We start from the raw sequence: 16,023 nt of genomic DNA, 5'->3' as shown, positions 1-16,023 counted from the left end.
TAGCGCTTTCAGATTAAATAGAAATGCCGCTTGCATTGCGAATGCCGTAATTTTATTAGACAGCATCAGCCACCATTTTTCATGCGAACACTTTGAACAACATCAATCACTCGATTGATAAGCTCGGTGGCTTTTATTTGCGATCCTTCCGTTTTGTCAACCGGAATAGCAATACCATAGTTTCCGCCGGCGAAGACGTACCCGAATGGGGTGCGTCTTATTACGTCAAGAATTATCAAATCACTGCCCGTTTGATCCGGAAAATGATACGGACGCTTCCATTCGCTGATAACTGTAATTCCATCAGAATTTCGTATGGTTCCATTAATGGTTTCCGACATGGACTTCTCCAACTCGCCTCCAGCATCACCCAAATTATAGACCTTCCTTTCCCAGCGACCTTGATATCCCTCGTAAAATCCGTTGTAATTGAGTACAGCCTTTTCTAAGCATTCGTCATAGTCGGGCTTTCCTTCGCAAGATAACTCGGAGAAAGATAAGCTCGGCGCACAATCATGATATTCACAAATTCTCCATCCTGATGTGCGTCGGTTGACGACATAGGCATGGCGGTTTCAAAGGTGAAGCGCAACAGCGGGTTAATGAACGGAAGCTGAAGTTATGGAAGCGGTTGCGAGCATACGTTCGAACACCTCGAATGGCGAATGAAATGCATGCGTAGCACGCGGTCGGCTGTTGAGGCTGTCGGCGATGGCATCGAGTTCGTCCTGGCTGTAGATCGAGAGGTCGGTGCCTTTTGGCAAGTACTGACGCAGCAGCCCGTTGGTGTTCTCACAGGTGCCGCGTTGCCAGGGGCTGTGCGGATCGCAGAAGTACACGCGCACGCCGGTGGCGGCGCTGAGCTCCTGATGGCGGGTCATTTCCTTGCCCTGGTCGTAAGTGAAGCTCTGGCGCAGGGGCGCAGCGATCGAATTCAGCTTCGCAGTGAAGCCGGCCAGGGCCGAGGCGGCGGTGGCGTCGTCCATCTTCGCCAGCAGCACCAGGCGACTGGTGCGCTCAACCAGCACGCCGACGGAAGACTGGTTGCCGGCACCCTTGATAAAGTCGCCTTCCCAATGGCCTGGCATCACCCGGTCATCGACCTCAGGCGGGCGCACATGGATGCTCACCATGTCGGGGATCTGGCCGCGCCGGTCAGTGCCCCGCTTGCGTGACATACGCGTGCTGTGGCCGTGGCGCAGACAGGCGATAAGCTGGCGGCGCAGCTCGCCGCGTGGCTGGGCATAGATGGCGGTGTAGATGGTCTCGTGCGAGACATGCTGGGTCGGATCGTTGGGCCACATGCGCTTGAGGGTACCTGAGATCTGCTGGGGCGACCACTTCCATTCCAGCAGGGTGAGTACCACGCGCCACGACACGCTTTGAGGGTGCAGCTTGGGACACGGGCGCGCAGCCTCGCGTCGGCTCGTGCTGAGCGCCTGCGCTGGTGCAGACGCATAGCCCACGGCAGAACACGTGTTCCTGGTCAGCTCGCGGCTCACGGTTGACGCCGCGCGCCCGAGTGTTCGGGCGATGACCTGAACGCTCGAACCCTGCTGCTTCATGCTTGCAATCGTCATGCGTTCTTCAGGCTGCAGTTGTTGGTAACTTCTTTTTTGCATTGGCACACCTTACACGAGCAAGGTGTTGCACTTCAAATTTGATCGCGCCCATTAACACTTTAGACCTTAGCCCTACTATGCATTGATCGTGTACATCCTGATTCCCATAGGTTTCTGACAATTTAGAAAAGTGGCTCACACTAGAAAAGAGTACCGCATCATTTTTATTGTCAAATACAAATAATCTGCAATCTTTGTATGCCTCATTAATACCAAGATCGGCAAGCATAGGAGAAGCCTCGTCTGCCAGCACACTCGACCACGCTGTCAGGAAAAAGGTCTGAAATACGATTGAAATAAGTGTTTTTGTGATTACCTTGGCCGTCATACATCACCCCGCTATATTATCAATTGTCGACAAATCTTACAGATTTCAAAATATTAACAATTTCAGGCAAGACACTACCCCGCGGGTTTTGGAGGCGCATAACAGATCGGGAACCGCAAACCGCCGAATGATCGTGGAAAAGGCAATATGAGAAATAACGTTGGCGCGTAGCTTCATCACCATCGTTATCATCCTGCACCATATAAAATCCGCTCGCATTTACTGCCTTCAATGCATAGACTTTAGTCAAGCTGTGCAAATTATCGCGATCCTCATCAGACTCGTAATAGACTGACCAACCCTCGTCTGCCGTTTTATCGGGAACTGCGCCAAATCGCATGGAAACTTGATCAACCGTGGAACCATTCAAAATTTGGCACTCAAACGGGACACCAAAATTTTCCATATCAGTTTTGTGTGGTGGAGTGTCCGTCCAATATCCCGCTTTCAGTGGCATCTTGCTTGCGAAATGCCCTTCATAAATATCTTCAATGCCGATATGACACCGGCCCCCCATATCGACATAAACTATTTCTTGACCGGCGTGCGCCGAAAATCCCGGCGAGAAATAGATACATATCCCGAAGACAGCCCTCAAAGCAGCACTAAATTTAACCATCAACTTCTCCTCGGCTCGCGCCCTTCTGGGAATCCCAATGTCATTGCACCTTGCGCATCTGGGAAAAACATATCCCCCAAGACGGCTAGCGCTTGAGCGTAGCCGACGCATCTCGCGATATACCCATTGAATGGCCTCTCTGGATGCCCAACTGCCGCCGGGAGATTGACCGCCGCCGATGCATCTCTAAATGAGGCACAATGATAGTAAACCTTGCTAACTGGCGGATTACTCGAATTCTGTTGGTGGTGGACGGGTGGGCGTGTCGCCGTAACCCCTCGCCGTTCGAGGGCAATTTGCTTGTCGGCGCGAACACCCATGCCAGAAAAAATCCAATAGAATCCCGCGCTATCTGATGGCGCCATTACATCTTCATCCGAAGGAGGCATCGAGTTCGCAGAAACTTGCGCTCGCCATGCAATCATTGGCGCCGTTACACCGCTAACGGAATCAGACAGATAATGTGCAGCGTTAGATCGGCTGTTACTCGCGTTACGATAGCTCTCTTTTAGTCTAACTCGCGTCGCATCGGATATTTGGCTCTTTCGCCCCCTAAAGTCCCAATAGTGCATGTAGTTTTCCGGGCCAGTAAGTTGAAGAAAGCCCCGACCGTCCCAAGGGTGATACCACTCACCGGCATTATTTTCATAGAGGGAACCAAACCATGCCGTTTCCTCCGCTGAGTTTCCAAAAAAAGTTGACGCTCGGGACGGTATGCTCAAATTATATTTTCTTAATGCATAGTTAAGCGGTATAAGGCTGTTCTCTGCAAAATGCCTCCGGCTCTGCGTATAGCTCACTGTCTCATAGTAAACAGCGTGATGCGCCCCCTCCCGAAGTACTTCTTTTGGAAGGAGTTGTCTAAACTCGTCTGCCGAGAGCCACCCACACTTCCTGAAATGCCGGATAAGCGCCAACGGATGAAAAAACCAGAGCTTCTGCCCGACGAGGGGCGTCTTGTCCAGAAACTGGAACTTGCTCAGGAAATCGGTGAACTTGGCGTACCCATCGGGGTTGGTATCCTTCTGCTTGCCAAAGAAGCCAGACGGGTCGTTCAGGTCCTTGTAGCGCTCCTCGTTGTTGGACGGATCCCACTCGCTGCGCGCCTTGAACACCATCCCCCGGAGCTTTTCATCCACGCCGTCCGTGTTCTGTACGTAGCTGGCAAGCTGAAGGTTGACCTCATTGTTGTTGTTTGGATCGGTTTCGAGCGGCTGTGCCGATGGCAGCGAATCCTGAATGCCGGTCAACCCGCAAAGCGTGGCGTAATCACATCGTCCAGCGTCGTTGAACGGCGTGTTGTCGCCATCCACCTTTTGCCACCCCGTAAAGAACGGGAAATCGGCATCAGACAACTTCCTGATCGCGTCCGGCGCGATGTTGACATAGCCCAGCGTGCCGTTCCCGTCGAACGGCACCGCGATCCAGGTGGCACAAGCCGTCCCCGTCAGCGTCGGATGGTCCGAGAGAATCCGTCCAAACCGCAGCATTTCATAACCATCGCTCGGGCACGTCGGATAGAGCGCCATTGCACGCTCATACAGATCATATTCGTAGCGCTTTGGATTGTGGTGGCTGTCGGTCCCGCTGTCATAGGGGTCTGCGACCGGGTCCGCCGTGAGCAGCGTCACGTTGCCACTACCGCCGTTATCGATCCACGCACGCGTAAAGCGCTGCCCCTTGTTGAACCACGCCTCGACATAGAGCGTGTCGCCTGCGCCAAGCGAGCCGCCCGGCAGTTTGGGAAACCACTTCTCATCCATGCCTGCCGGCTGGGGATAAAGCTCCTGGGGGCCGGAAATGATGAAATAGCTGTGCCCCCAATAGTCGCCCGATTGAGGCTGAACCGGATTCTTTTTGCCGATCTGAACCTTGTGACCAGCCTGGTCGAACCAGGCCGTGAAATCAGTGTCCGCCATGAAGATTTCGAAGTGCAGATGCGCCACACCCTGATACTGGCCGACGTAGCCAAGCATGTCCTTGCGATACACCTTCTTCGTGCCGCCCGTCTGGACCACCCCATCCTTGCCCCCTGCCGTATCGAGCAGCCATTTGGGCAGCGCATTCGCCGAGCCGGTCTCCGGCGGATCGTTAGGCTGGGGGACGATGTGCTCCTGGCTGGTCATGTCCAGCAGGTGCATGTAGAGCGAGTAATACGTGATCGTCCGTCCGTCGCCCGTGTCGGTCTGGTGCCGCAGCAGGACGAACCCGGCATTCGAGTTCAGCAGAGGCTGCCCGCTCGTCGAATCGGTCGAGCCGTCCGAGATGGCGTTCTTGCAGACCCGGTACGCGACAACTTCCCCATCGGCGATCGCGCGAACAGGTTCCGTCTGCTCACCCGGGTTCAGATGGATGCCGCAATGAGAACGCCGGTCGAAGGTGACCGGCCAGACCCCATGATGGCCGATCTCGAACTGGTCGACCGTATCCATCATGGTGTCCGGTTTCGACGCGTCGCTGGCCGTCAGGCCCGACGCGGGAAGAAAGGGAGGGCTGATGATCATGGCTTCAGTGGGATGACGAATACGGGTCGGAAATCTTCAGGCTGCTTCTCGGCAGGGACGGCAACCGGGTCGGCACGTTGTCGGGGCCAACGAACGTGAACGACGCCGCCTTGATGGTGAACGAGCCCGGACAGTGGAACGTCATGTTGCCGCCCTCGATCTCAAGCGACGCCCCGCCGCTGTTGAGCGCGATCTTCGTTTTCGCCGAGACCTGCACGTCCGCACTTTCGCTGGCCATGCGTACCTGCTGCTTCGCGAACAGGTCCATGCCGTCCGTGAGCGCTGAGGCCGTGAACTTGCCCTTTGCTGCAGTCAGGTTGATGCCGAGCTTGTGCGCGCACAGCGAGATCATGCCGCCCACCGCCATGCGCAGGCGCCTAACGACGCTCACGTCCATGTCCTGGCCTGCCGTGACAATCGCGTTCTGCCCCGCCGAGTGCTGCATTGATTTCGGCGTCACGAACGCCATGCCGCCGGGGGCGCTCGCGAGCAGCCCTGCGTCGCGAAGCTGGTTCAGCCCGTCGAGCAGCGCCGACTGCGTGGCGCGGTCGGCCGGATCAGCACCGGCCTGCGTGGTCGCCGTTGCCAGATCCGTCACGCGCTGCAGGGCCGCCTTGAGCTGCGCGACAGCGGCGGGCATGTCCAGGTGCGGGGTATCCGGCCCGGCTGCCGCGTCCGCCGAGAGGAACAGGCCCTTCGCCGCGCGTGCCGTGCCCCACGATTTAGTGGTGGCCTCAAACCCCTCTCCGCGAGCGAGCTTCTTGCTGTCGAGCAGGTAGCCCTGGTTGAACGCCGACTGGCTGTACACAGTCGCGAGGCGCGCACTCTCCTTGCCGTGCAGATCGTTAAAAACGACCTCGGCCCCCAGCAATGGCGAGCGCCAGGTGGCATAACTGAAGAGTGCATCGGTGCCCCGCACCGGATCCTGGTGCGAAAAATCGTGTAATGCGCCGCTGATGAGCATGCGATCCACATCGCGGTTTTCGCCGTCGAGCAGCACCTCGGTCCCCGGCAGCAGGGGCGAGTGGAAGCCGCCCTGGGACGAGGACGAGGGACGCAGCAGGCGCAGGTTCAGCAGCTTGTTGTCGGTGTTGCCCGAGCCCTGCAGGAACTTCGGCAGGACCGGATAGCGTCCGTGCGCATCCATGTACCCGTAGGGGGTCGAGTCCAGCGTTGTGACAATGCCAACGACCGGGCCGGCCAGAAAACGCCAGTCCCGCTGGTAGTCGAACCGGGGTCGGTAGGTCAGATGCGCGGGCATCGCCTTGAAGCGCGTATAGGCCGGCTTCATGCGGCTGCCCTTCATCCTGAACGACGTGATCACGAAGCCGTATTCGGCGCTCGCGAGCTTCGTGTTGGTGAGCTTGATCACGACGCCCGCCGCGATGCCTTTCGCATCGCTCTCCCCGGCCAGCGTGACCTGACGCGCGATCTGCTCGCTGCGCCGCGTCTGCGCGAACGCCTCGCCCTGCTCCGGCGTCAGATGGCCTTCCGCGCTGAGGCTGATCTGCCCGAACACCGAACGGTCATCGGCCTCATCCGAGACGCTCGCCGTGGCCCGCAGCGGATCCTCCGGGGTGCGGTAGTTGCGCTCCCACAGTTCGATGGTCGCTGGCACCAGCGTGCGCTGCGCGTGGACCGCCTGCGCTGCCTCATGCCAGTTGCTGCTCAGGCCCGAGGCGGCTAGCAGCGGCACGTCGATCGAGTGGATGTAGGCACGCGGATTATTGGCGAAGACGATGGTGTCGAGCTTGCCGTCCTCGCCGCGTCCCTGTTTGTAGAACCAGAAAACACCGAGGCGGCGGCAGTGACGGGTGATGAAGTTCCATAAGGACTCTTCGTACATCACGACTTCTTCCATCTTCTCCTGCAGCCCTTCGATCTGGAACTCGACATCGAAGGCTTCGAAGTTCTTCCGGTCGACCAGCGCCTGCGTGAGCATCTCCTGAAACGTCACGTCCTTGTAGACGTCGCTCCTGATGATGCGTTTGCAGTAGGCCACAAAGCGCGGCTCGATGACCAGCCGGTACGCGGCCTCGTCGCGGCTCGTGCGGATGCGCTTCCAGCACGTCACGACCCCATTGAAGGTGGCCGCCGCGTGATCGGCCGGTTCGGTCCAGTTCGCCGAAGGCACCGCGGCGCGCTCGTCGACCTGCAGGCCCGCACGCCACCCGACGTAATCCTTGCCGTCAATGTCGAGTTGCGGTGACGTGACCGTGATATCGACCTTGTAGTCCTTGCAGAACCCGCCGCCCACCTTGAAGTCGAGCACATCGAGATCGTGCTTCTTCCTGCCGATCCACAGCGTGAGGTGCTGGGTCAGTCGCGCGCTCGGGTGGCGCAGCGCATCCGTAAAGCCCTTCGTCACAGCATTCATACGCCATCCCTGTCCGGTTGAAAGAAACGATGCGAAATCGTTGCGTTCTCAGCTTCTGGCGCAGGAATCTAGGGTTGCAACACGAACACGTCAATCGGGCTGACGGGCGGGTGTCTGAAATTTTCAACGGTTCTGTCAAACAACGACAAATCACGATCCTTCCATTTTTCGAGATGGCAATACGTGATAAGGGGATCGCGAAGCGGTTTGCGCGTTATGGGGAAATCGCGGGAGCGGATGAGGACGCGGGCACGGTGACCGTGGCAGTATGTCCTTCGATACCGCTGACACTATTCGAGTTAGATAGTCGGCAATTCGGCGTCCGCCAAATCGAAACGCATCGTGCGATTCGACATTTCTCTTCTTTGCCAAGAGCGCGCCCGGACGACGCGGCGCTAGCGCGCCGCCCGCGGCATCGTCGCGATCGGAATCAGGAATTCCGACACGCCGGTCAGGATGATCTGCACACCGATGCACAGCAGCAGGAACGCCGACACCCGCAAGGCGACCTTGGTGCCCTCGACGCCGAGATAGCGCGCCAACACGGTCGCGCGGCTATAGATCAGATACACGGTGACGGCCACCGCGAACGTGATCGCGACCGACGCGATGCTCGACATCACGAACGCCGACAGCTTGTGCGTGCGATTCGCGGAAAGCGCGATCGCGGTCGCGATCGAACCGGGCCCGGTGGTCAGCGGCACGGTCAGCGGAAAGAAAGCACGCGACATCGCGTTCTCGGCGTCGACGCGCTTGACTCCCGTTTGCTCGAGCGCCGGCGTATCGGGTGCGTTGAGCATCTGCCAGCCGCCCACCGCAAGCGCGAGCCCGCCGCCGATGCGCAGCGCTTCCATTGAAATACCGAAGAAATGTAGGATCGGCGTGCCGATGAAGAACGCCACCAGCAGCACGCAGGCGGCGTTGATCGCGATCTTGCGGGCGAGCGCGTTGCGCTCGTCGAGGGTCAACGACGCGGTTCGGTCCAGAAACACAAACGCGCCGCCGAACGGATTGATGATGCTGATCAAGCCGGTGAAGCCAAACAGAATGTCCGAGATCAGACTTTCGACCATGTGCGTGCCCGTGCGTCTGTGTTTGTCTGCGTGCGTCTGCGTGCGCTTGAGTGCGCATGCGCGGGTTCGCGCCGACGGCGATGAAGCCGGCACGCATCGCGCGGTCCGGAAAATGCTGCAAATGCTCGCAGATGATATCGCGGCGCGCCCGTGACTCTTGCAAAAAAAGCTGCACAGCAACTTGCGTCCCGCCGCGCGTCCCGCCTTGCGGTGCAGCAACCCGGGCCGGGAAGATGCATCTGCAACGGTCGAAGTCCTCACATTTATTTTGACCTGCTTTACGGGACCGAAGCATCCGGCATACAGTCGTCAGCGAAGCCCGGAATTTCAACGACACATACCTACTGGTTCGAGGAGTTGCCCACATGCTGCTTCGAGTTCTTGCCGCACTGCCGTTCATCGGCATGCTGGTCGGCATTGCGTTTGTCAATCGGGTCGAGCCGCTCGTGCTCGGCATGCCGTTCGTGCTGGCCTGGATCGTCATGTGGGTGGTGTCGAGCGCGATCATCATGGCGATCATCTACCACCTCGATCCGACCAACCGACACGTCGCCACCGCTGGCGAGGAGGCTCGCTCATGAGCGCACTCGTCATCATCGCCGCGGTCACGCTGTTCGCGCTGTTCCTCGGCGTGCGCGCAAGGCGCGGCCACGACATGAACCTCGAGCAGTGGAGCGTGGGCGGCCGCAGCTTCGGCACCGCGTTCGTGTTCCTGCTGATGGCCGGCGAAATCTATACGACCTTCACGTTCCTCGGCGGCAGCGGCTTCGCGTACGGCAAGGGCGCGCCGGTCTACTACATCCTCGCCTACGGCACGCTCGCGTACATCCTGTCGTACTGGATGCTGCCGCCGATCTGGCGCTACGCGAAAACGCACCACCTCGTGTCGCAGCCGCACTTCTTCACGCGCAAATACGATAGTCCGGCGCTCGGCACGCTGGTCGCGCTGGTCGGCGTGACCGCGCTGATTCCGTATCTGGTGCTGCAACTGAAGGGCCTCGGCATCATCGTTGCGACCGCGTCGTACGGTGTGATCACGTCGACAGCGGCGATCTGGATCGGCGCGATCGTCGTGACCTCTTACGTGATCGTGTCGGGTGTGCGCGGCTCCGCGTGGAACTCCGTGGTCAAGGACCTGCTGATTCTCGCGATCGTGCTGTTCCTCGGCATCTATCTGCCGCTGCATTACTACGGCGGCTTCGGCGAGATGTTCCGCACGATCGACGCCGCGCGTCCCGGCTTCCTGACCTTCCCGGCGCGTGGCTCGAGCGTCGTGTGGTTCCAGTCCACGGTGCTGCTGACCGCGCTCGGCTTCTTCATGTGGCCGCACACGTTCGGCTCGATCTTCACGGCGAAGGACGAGCGGATCTTCCGCCGCAATGCCGCGATCCTGCCGCTCTATCAGTTGATCCTGCTGTTCGTGTTCTTCGTCGGCTTCGCGGCGACGCTGCGCGTGCCGGGCCTGAAGGGCGCCGACATCGACCTGTCGCTGTTCCGCCTGTCGCTGCAGACCTTCGATCCGTGGTTCATCGGCGTGATCGGCGCGGCCGGTATCCTGACCGCGCTGGTGCCGGGCTCGATGATCCTGACTGCGGCATCGACGCTGCTCGCCAACGACGTCTATCGCGGCATGGTGAACCGCAACGCGTCGGATGCGTCGGTCGCGACGATCGCGCGCGTCCTCGTGCCGGTCGTGGCGCTGGTTGCGGTCGGCTTCACGCTGAACGGCGGCGAAACCATCGTCGCGCTACTGCTGATGGGCTACAGCTTCGTCACGCAGCTTTTCCCAGCGGTGATTTGCAGCCTGTTTCCACGCGACCGCGCGACCAAACAAGGCGCGTTCTGCGGCATCGTCGCGGGTGTCGCGGTGGTTACGCTGAGCACGACGCTGCACTGGAGCGTCGGCCAACTGATGCCGTTCCTGCCCGATGCGTTGAAGGACGTCAACATCGGCTTCGTCGCGCTCGCGGTGAACGTGATCGTGTTCGCGATCGTCAGCGCGGTTACACAGCCGAGCGCGGCCGAGCAGGAAAAGCACGCGTCGGTGCATTGAATGTCCTACGTTCTGTACTACTCGCCCGGCGCGGCCAGCATGGCCGTGCATTGGATGCTGCTCGAAATCGGCGTGCCGTTCGAAGCGCGGCTCGTCGATATCGACGCCGGCCAGCAGCACGATCCCGAGTATCTGCGTCTGAATCCGGCCGGCCGCGTGCCGACGCTGATCGTCGATGGCGAGCCGCGGCATGAATCGGCCGCGCTGCTGATGCTGCTCGCGGAGCGCCACGCCGAGGCCGGCCTTGCGCCCGCGCCGGGGTCGGTCGCACGCGCGGAATGGCTCGAATGGATGATCTACCTCGCGAACACGCTGCTGCCCGCGATGCGCGACTGGTTCTACGCCGGCAGCGACGGCGACCCGGCTGGCGCCGACGCGGTGCGCGCGCTCGCGCGGCGCCGCATCGAGCAGGCGTGCGCGCGGCTCGACACGCATTTCGCCGACGGCCACGGCTACCTCGCGGGCGGCAAGCTCAGCACCGCCGACCTGCTCGCGCTCGTGCTGATGCGCTGGACCCGCAACATGCCGCGCCCGGCGACAGAGGGCTGGCCGCATCTCGCGAGCTATATCCGCAGGCTGCGCGCACGGCCCGCGTTTATCGAACTCAATGAGCGGGAGAAGCTGACCGAGTGGCGCAACGACGATCAGTGACGCTCGCGCGGGTTCACAACGTCGCTTCCCTGCCCGTCCGCGCCGCGAACGCGAAGCCGTTCTTGCCGGTGCGCTTGATCCGATACATCGCGGCATCGGCAGCGGCGACCAGACGGCGGTGATCGTCGACGTCGTCGGGATAGCTCGCGATGCCCACGCTCGCGCGCACGCCACCGATTCCCATCTGCTCGTCGGTGTCGACCACGCAGGCCATCAGCCGGCGCGCGATCTCGGCCAGTTCGTCATCGCCCGCGAAGGTGCGCACCAGCACCGCGAACTCGTCGCCACCGATGCGCGCGACCAGATCGCCTTTGCGCACCGACGCGCGAAACCGCGCGGACACCGCGGCGAGGAATTCGTCGCCGGTGCGATGCCCGAACGAATCGTTGACCTGCTTGAAGCCGTCGAGGTCGATATACAGCACGGCGAGCCGCTGCTCGGCGACCGAAGTCCGCGCGTTCTTAGCGGCGGAGTCGAGCGCGGCCAGCAGCTTGCGGCGGTTCGACAGGCCGGTCAGCGGATCGTGCAGCGACGCGTGCTCGAACTCGTGCGACTGCCCCGCAAGCTGCCGGTTGCGCTTCGCGTACATGCCGAGCGCCGTGATCAGCATGCAGAACAGCAGCGCGGCGAGCGCGATCAGCGTGCGCGCGACGTGCGCGACGCGCAGCCGCACGTCGGCGCTCGCGGCGTCGCGTTGCGCGCGCCAGTAGGCCGACACGCTGCCGAGCACGGTCGCGACGGCTTCGGGCGCCGCCTGCGTCGGTGACATCGATGGAATGGGCGGCGCCGGCGACGGACTCGCGTTGACGAGCGCCGCGAGCGATGCGAAACGCCGCGCGAGTTCGGCGCGCGCCGCGTCATAGGCCGGCACGAACGACGCGTCGTGATTCGCTGGAGCATTAGCCATGCGCTGCCACACGGCCAACTGTTCGCGCGCGCTGTCGACGCGCCCGGCGGCTTCGAGCACGAGGCCCGCGTACTCCTGCTTCAACTGATCGGAAAACACCGTGCGGATCTGCATCGCCACGTACAGCAAGCCGAACAGCAGACACAACAGCGCGGCCACGGCGATGCTCGCGGGCCCCGGCCGGAAGGGCCGCACCGGCATGCGCGCGAGTGCGCCGCCGCGCGGCCCGGTTGGCGCTGCCGCCCCGACGGCCGCTCCCTCAGGGATGGGAGTAGGTATCTCGTTGCTGTCGGCCGTTGTCATTTTGACGATAGCTCACGCGTCGAAAGAACTGTCCGATCCGCGCAAACAGACTGCTGCTCTTGTGCTTCGACGACGCGCGCCGCTCCTGCTGCGCGAGCCGCGTTTCTTTCGCGCCGTGGCCGGCCGCGGGCTGCGCGGTGGAACCGGCCGCGGTGGAACCGGCCGCGGTGGAACCGGCGGCACTGCTGACGTGCCGGGTGGAGCGCGAGGATGACGCGGGAGCAATCGGGGTCGCGGGCGGGTCGGCCGAACTATCGAGCGACGGATCGACCGAGGTATCGACCGGCGTATCGGCCAGCGTGGCGTTGAGACTCGGGTCAGGCGCAATCGGGTGAATCGGCCCGGACCAGACGGCCGGGTTGGTGTCCTCGAAACCGCCTTTCGCGCCGGCCGCTTCGAGCGCAGCATCCGGCGCGGTGGGCTGCGCGGCTGACTTTGTGACCGACTGTATAGCTGGCGGCGTGGCCGACGGCGCGGCAACGTCCTGGGGCGCGTGCGCGACGGCGACCGTCGGCACCCCGCCCGATGCCGACGAGCCGAGCGCCTGGCGCGCGCCGGCGATGGCATCCGCATAGGTCTGCTGATCCTGATTGAACCAGACGCCGTAGGCGACGGTGCCCATCACGCCGAAGGTCAGCGCGCCCGCTGCCGCGAGGCACAGCGCGAGGCGGCCGAAGCGCGGCGGTGGCGCGCCCGATTCGTTGGGGCCGTCGAGATTGAAGCCGGAGTACCGGCCGTCCGCTGCGGAATCACGCAAGTCGGTATCGTCGGGATCGGTAGCCATCGAAATACGCTCCGGGTATGCCACTTCCTGCTACAAGCTGACCAATCGACGAGCGCGCGGATAGGCCGCGCTCGCGGGCTGTCGCTTGCACGCACTGCCCATCGAATGTAATCCTGTCGCGTACGCGCGACAACACAGCAGCGTTGCGTTTCCGCCTCGCTTCCGTGGTGCTCCAGACGAACGCCGCCCGATACTGCGCGAGTTGGCAAAAAAAGTGTGCAAAGCTGGTAAAAAACGCCCACCCAGCTAGAACCCCAGACAGGCAGCCATGCGCCTGACGTCGGCCGCTACGCTCGATGCGACGCGGGTCCTGCAAAACGCGCCAACGCGGTCGCTGTCTCGCATGCAATAACCGCGCCTGGCGGTGGACTGGTAAGGTCAGGTCCGCGCATGTCGCGACCGCCGCGCGGGGCCGGGCCGGGCCTACCGTTATCCGTCAGCATAGAAATCATGTCGAACAGGTATCAGCACAAGCCACTCACGCCGTTGCGTCGCGCGCTCGCTCGCTTTTCTCTTTCGGAAACCGCCAAGTACACGAAGCTGACGCTCGGCCTGTGGATCGGTTTCGGTCTCCCTTATCTGCTCGGCTACCCGGACGTTGCCGTGCCGCTCGCCGGTTCGACGATGCTGACACTGGCGCTCGGTAGCTCGATTTCGGCGGCCAGAAGCTACTTCCACAAGCGCGTGTTTTCGAACGTGGTGGCGATGCCGATCGGCACGCTGCTGATCTGGCTGACCGCGCCGCACCTGTGGATGGGCGCGGCGCTGCTGCCGCTCGTGATCTTCAGCATCGTCGCGCTGCGGCCGTCGCTCTCGTCAACGATGGCAACGAACAGGCCACCGACGTCGTCGCGCAACTGGCCGCGGGTCGGCTCGATAAAGCGCGGATCAAGCCGGCGGCCTCGAAGCTGCGCACGCTGGGCACGAACCTGAAGCAGGCGCACCAACTGCTGAAGACCGACATCGAGCAGGCTTGGGTGTCGCCGCATCTGAAGCGCAACGCGGCACGGCTGCCGCTGTTCGCGAGCTATCAGGAGACCTTCGATTCGCTGGTCAATTTTCTCGAAACGATGGACACGTTTCACGATCAGTTCGCGGCGCTCGACGCCGCATGGCGCGAAGCGTTTCTCGCGCGGCTCGCGAAGCTCGTGAACGCGCACCGGCAGTTGGGGCGGCGGACCTGCGCCGCGAGCGAGCGCCGCTCGCGGCGCCGCCGTTGCAGTTGGAGGACCTGCGTCAGCTGACCGGGGACCTGCCCGCGTCGAACGTATTTACGAGCGTGTACCTCGGGCATCTGACCGGCTACGGAATTCTGTTGTGCCGGTTGAGCGAGCTGCATACCGCGTGAGCGGCGCGGTTGCGCCGTTCACTGTATGGCTCATTGGACGACTCATTGCACGGTAATGGTCGCCTTCATGTTCGGATGGATGCCGCAAAAGATCTTATACACGCCCGGTTTATCGAACCTGTACTGATAGGTGTCGTCCTGATCGAGCGCGGCCGAGCGGAACAGGCCCGCGTCGTTGACCACGGTGTGCGGCTCGCCGTCGAGATTTTTCCACGTGACCGTCGTGCCGGCCTTGATGGTCAGCTCCATCGGCGTGAACATGAAGTTCTTGATGACTATCGCGTTAGGGGTCGACGCGACGGTCTGTTGCTGCGCCTTCATCGGCATCTGCATCGGCGTCGTCGTTTGCGCGAAGCCGAGCCCCGCCGACACCGCCAGCATCGCGAGACTGCCGAACAGAATCGCGAGCGCGCGGCCCATCGTATTGGTCAACATCACTGATCTCCTGAAGCGTAAAAGTAGCGCGTGCCGTCAGGCGAGCGTCGTGTCGTCGAGCGTCGCCTTCAGCGGATGACGCGCGATGCTGACACTCGTCACGCCGAGCATCTTCGGCAACTGGTCGCTCGCGACCTTCAGCGGCCCCGGGGCATCGCCGTTGCCGGCGGTCGGCTGCGGATAAGCGGTCGAGCGCGCCGTGTGGAACGTGATGTTGCCTTCGACCTTCGTCACGATCTGATGAATGTGACCGTTCAACACCGTCACGGAACCGAAGCGCTTCAGATAGCTCATCGCCTGTCCCGCGTCGCCGGTGCCCCAGCCCCACGGCTCGTAGATCGTCCACATCGGCATGTGCGCGAACACGACGACCGGTGTGCTCGACGAGCGGCCCTTCAGATCGTTTTCGAGCCATTCGAGCTGCTCGTCGCCGAGACCGCCGAGGCCGTTCGGCTTGAAATGCATCACGTTGACGAGGCCGACGAAATGCACACCCTCGTGGTCGAAGCTGTAATAGCCGCGGTTATCCGACGCCTTGCCGAAGCGGCTGAAGTACTCGGTGCCGGGGCCGTCGGTGACGTCATGCTCGCCGGGCACCGTATGCAGCTCGGTGATCTTCAGTCCCGACATCAGCTGCGCGGCGAGATCGAACTCCGACGGCTTCGACAGATGCGTGATGTCGCCGGTGTGAATCGCGAGCGGCGGCCGCGCCGGCATCGCGTTGACGTAGTCGATCGTCTGTTTCAGCGTGCCCGCGACATCGGGATTCGCTTCCTTGTTGAAGCCGATATGCGTATCGCTGATCTGCAGGAAAAGCGGCACGCCGGCCGCGGATGGCGCGGTGTTCGAGTCGGCCGCGAGCGCGAGCTCGACCGGCGTCAGCACGCCGCCCGACAACATGAACACGGTGCCAAGGCCACCGAACGCAAGACACTTCAGCGCGCCGCGACGCGCCGGATCGAATGAATGTTGTGACGACATGATGACCTCACGATAGGGATTCGCCGAACCGAACCCGG

At 61.7% G+C, this 16,023-nt stretch carries 16 protein-coding genes; 5 read left to right on the top strand and 11 right to left on the bottom strand.

Features of this window, described 5'->3' with window-relative positions:
* Positions 1 to 65 precede the first annotated feature (65 nt).
* The 7 genes from OKW43_RS10565 to OKW43_RS10535 all read right to left on the bottom strand — a co-directional run bounded on the left by OKW43_RS10565 (position 66) and on the right by OKW43_RS10535 (position 8,523).
* Complete coding sequence (locus tag OKW43_RS10565; protein ID WP_429447061.1) at positions 66 to 341, bottom strand: hypothetical protein; 276 nt, start codon at positions 339 to 341, stop codon at positions 66 to 68.
* Positions 342 to 599: 258 nt separating this feature from the next.
* The gene (locus OKW43_RS10560; RefSeq protein ID WP_429445436.1) at positions 600 to 1,622 is read right to left on the bottom strand and encodes an IS30 family transposase; all 1,023 of its coding nucleotides are present in this window, start codon (positions 1,620 to 1,622) and stop codon (positions 600 to 602) included.
* A complete protein-coding gene (locus tag OKW43_RS10555; protein WP_429447059.1) occupies positions 1,588 to 1,950 on the bottom strand; it encodes a hypothetical protein in 363 nt (120 codons plus the stop codon). The genes OKW43_RS10560 and OKW43_RS10555 overlap by 35 nt, the downstream gene beginning before the upstream one ends.
* Before the next feature lie 19 nt (positions 1,951 to 1,969).
* Entirely contained in the window at positions 1,970 to 2,569 is a 600-nt protein-coding gene (locus OKW43_RS10550) for a hypothetical protein (RefSeq protein WP_429447057.1), read from the bottom strand.
* On the bottom strand, positions 2,569 to 5,073 hold the full coding sequence (locus OKW43_RS10545) for a M23 family metallopeptidase (RefSeq protein ID WP_429447055.1): 2,505 nt from the start codon (positions 5,071 to 5,073) through the stop codon (positions 2,569 to 2,571). The genes OKW43_RS10550 and OKW43_RS10545 overlap by 1 nt, the downstream gene beginning before the upstream one ends.
* Before the next feature lie 4 nt (positions 5,074 to 5,077).
* Positions 5,078 to 7,450 carry a DUF2345 domain-containing protein gene (locus OKW43_RS10540; protein ID WP_429447053.1) on the bottom strand — a complete coding sequence of 791 codons (2,373 nt, stop codon included), beginning with the start codon at positions 7,448 to 7,450 and terminating at the stop codon, positions 5,078 to 5,080.
* Positions 7,451 to 7,845: 395 nt separating this feature from the next.
* Positions 7,846 to 8,523 carry a MarC family protein gene (locus OKW43_RS10535; protein ID WP_187634208.1) on the bottom strand — a complete coding sequence of 226 codons (678 nt, stop codon included), beginning with the start codon at positions 8,521 to 8,523 and terminating at the stop codon, positions 7,846 to 7,848.
* Positions 8,524 to 8,888: 365 nt separating this feature from the next.
* Here OKW43_RS10535 and OKW43_RS10530 point away from each other — a divergent pair, with 365 nt between their 5' ends.
* The 3 genes from OKW43_RS10530 to OKW43_RS10520 are packed head-to-tail and all read left to right on the top strand — an operon-like array spanning position 8,889 to position 11,227.
* Positions 8,889 to 9,104, top strand: coding sequence for a DUF3311 domain-containing protein (locus OKW43_RS10530; protein WP_429447051.1), 216 nt, complete (start codon positions 8,889 to 8,891; stop codon positions 9,102 to 9,104).
* Positions 9,101 to 10,576 (top strand): sodium:solute symporter family protein, encoded by a 1,476-nt coding sequence (locus OKW43_RS10525; protein ID WP_429447049.1) that lies wholly within the window; start codon positions 9,101 to 9,103, stop codon positions 10,574 to 10,576. Before OKW43_RS10530 ends, OKW43_RS10525 begins: the two co-directional genes overlap by 4 nt.
* Entirely contained in the window at positions 10,577 to 11,227 is a 651-nt protein-coding gene (locus OKW43_RS10520) for a glutathione S-transferase family protein (protein WP_429447047.1), read from the top strand.
* A gap of 13 nt (positions 11,228 to 11,240) precedes the next feature.
* On the opposite strand, the gene OKW43_RS10515 is transcribed toward OKW43_RS10520, so the two are convergent.
* Positions 11,241 to 12,437 (bottom strand): diguanylate cyclase, encoded by a 1,197-nt coding sequence (locus OKW43_RS10515; protein ID WP_429447045.1) that lies wholly within the window; start codon positions 12,435 to 12,437, stop codon positions 11,241 to 11,243.
* Positions 12,394 to 13,221 carry a hypothetical protein gene (locus OKW43_RS10510; protein ID WP_429447043.1) on the bottom strand — a complete coding sequence of 276 codons (828 nt, stop codon included), beginning with the start codon at positions 13,219 to 13,221 and terminating at the stop codon, positions 12,394 to 12,396. The genes OKW43_RS10515 and OKW43_RS10510 overlap by 44 nt, the downstream gene beginning before the upstream one ends.
* Before the next feature lie 450 nt (positions 13,222 to 13,671).
* On the opposite strand from OKW43_RS10510, the gene OKW43_RS10505 reads away from it, so the two are divergent.
* Both OKW43_RS10505 and OKW43_RS10500 read left to right on the top strand, forming a co-directional pair.
* Positions 13,672 to 14,154, top strand: coding sequence for a hypothetical protein (locus OKW43_RS10505; protein ID WP_429447041.1), 483 nt, complete (start codon positions 13,672 to 13,674; stop codon positions 14,152 to 14,154).
* Positions 14,155 to 14,198: 44 nt separating this feature from the next.
* Complete coding sequence (locus tag OKW43_RS10500) at positions 14,199 to 14,465, top strand: hypothetical protein (RefSeq protein ID WP_429447039.1); 267 nt, start codon at positions 14,199 to 14,201, stop codon at positions 14,463 to 14,465.
* Positions 14,466 to 14,611: 146 nt separating this feature from the next.
* Here OKW43_RS10500 and OKW43_RS10495 read toward each other — a convergent pair whose 3' ends face one another.
* Positions 14,612 to 14,902 (bottom strand): cupredoxin domain-containing protein, encoded by a 291-nt coding sequence (locus OKW43_RS10495; protein ID WP_246530048.1) that lies wholly within the window; start codon positions 14,900 to 14,902, stop codon positions 14,612 to 14,614.
* Positions 14,903 to 15,040: 138 nt separating this feature from the next.
* Positions 15,041 to 15,985, bottom strand: coding sequence for a metallophosphoesterase family protein (locus OKW43_RS10490; protein WP_429447037.1), 945 nt, complete (start codon positions 15,983 to 15,985; stop codon positions 15,041 to 15,043).
* Between the last annotated feature and the right edge of the window lie 38 nt (positions 15,986 to 16,023).

The sequence above is a fragment of the Paraburkholderia sp. WC7.3g genome (assembly GCF_050436345.1).
In the GTDB taxonomy this organism is placed as follows: Bacteria; Pseudomonadota; Gammaproteobacteria; order Burkholderiales; family Burkholderiaceae; genus Paraburkholderia; species Paraburkholderia podalyriae.
Note: the sequence above shows the minus strand (reverse complement) of the source record. Positions and strands in the feature narration are given on the sequence as shown.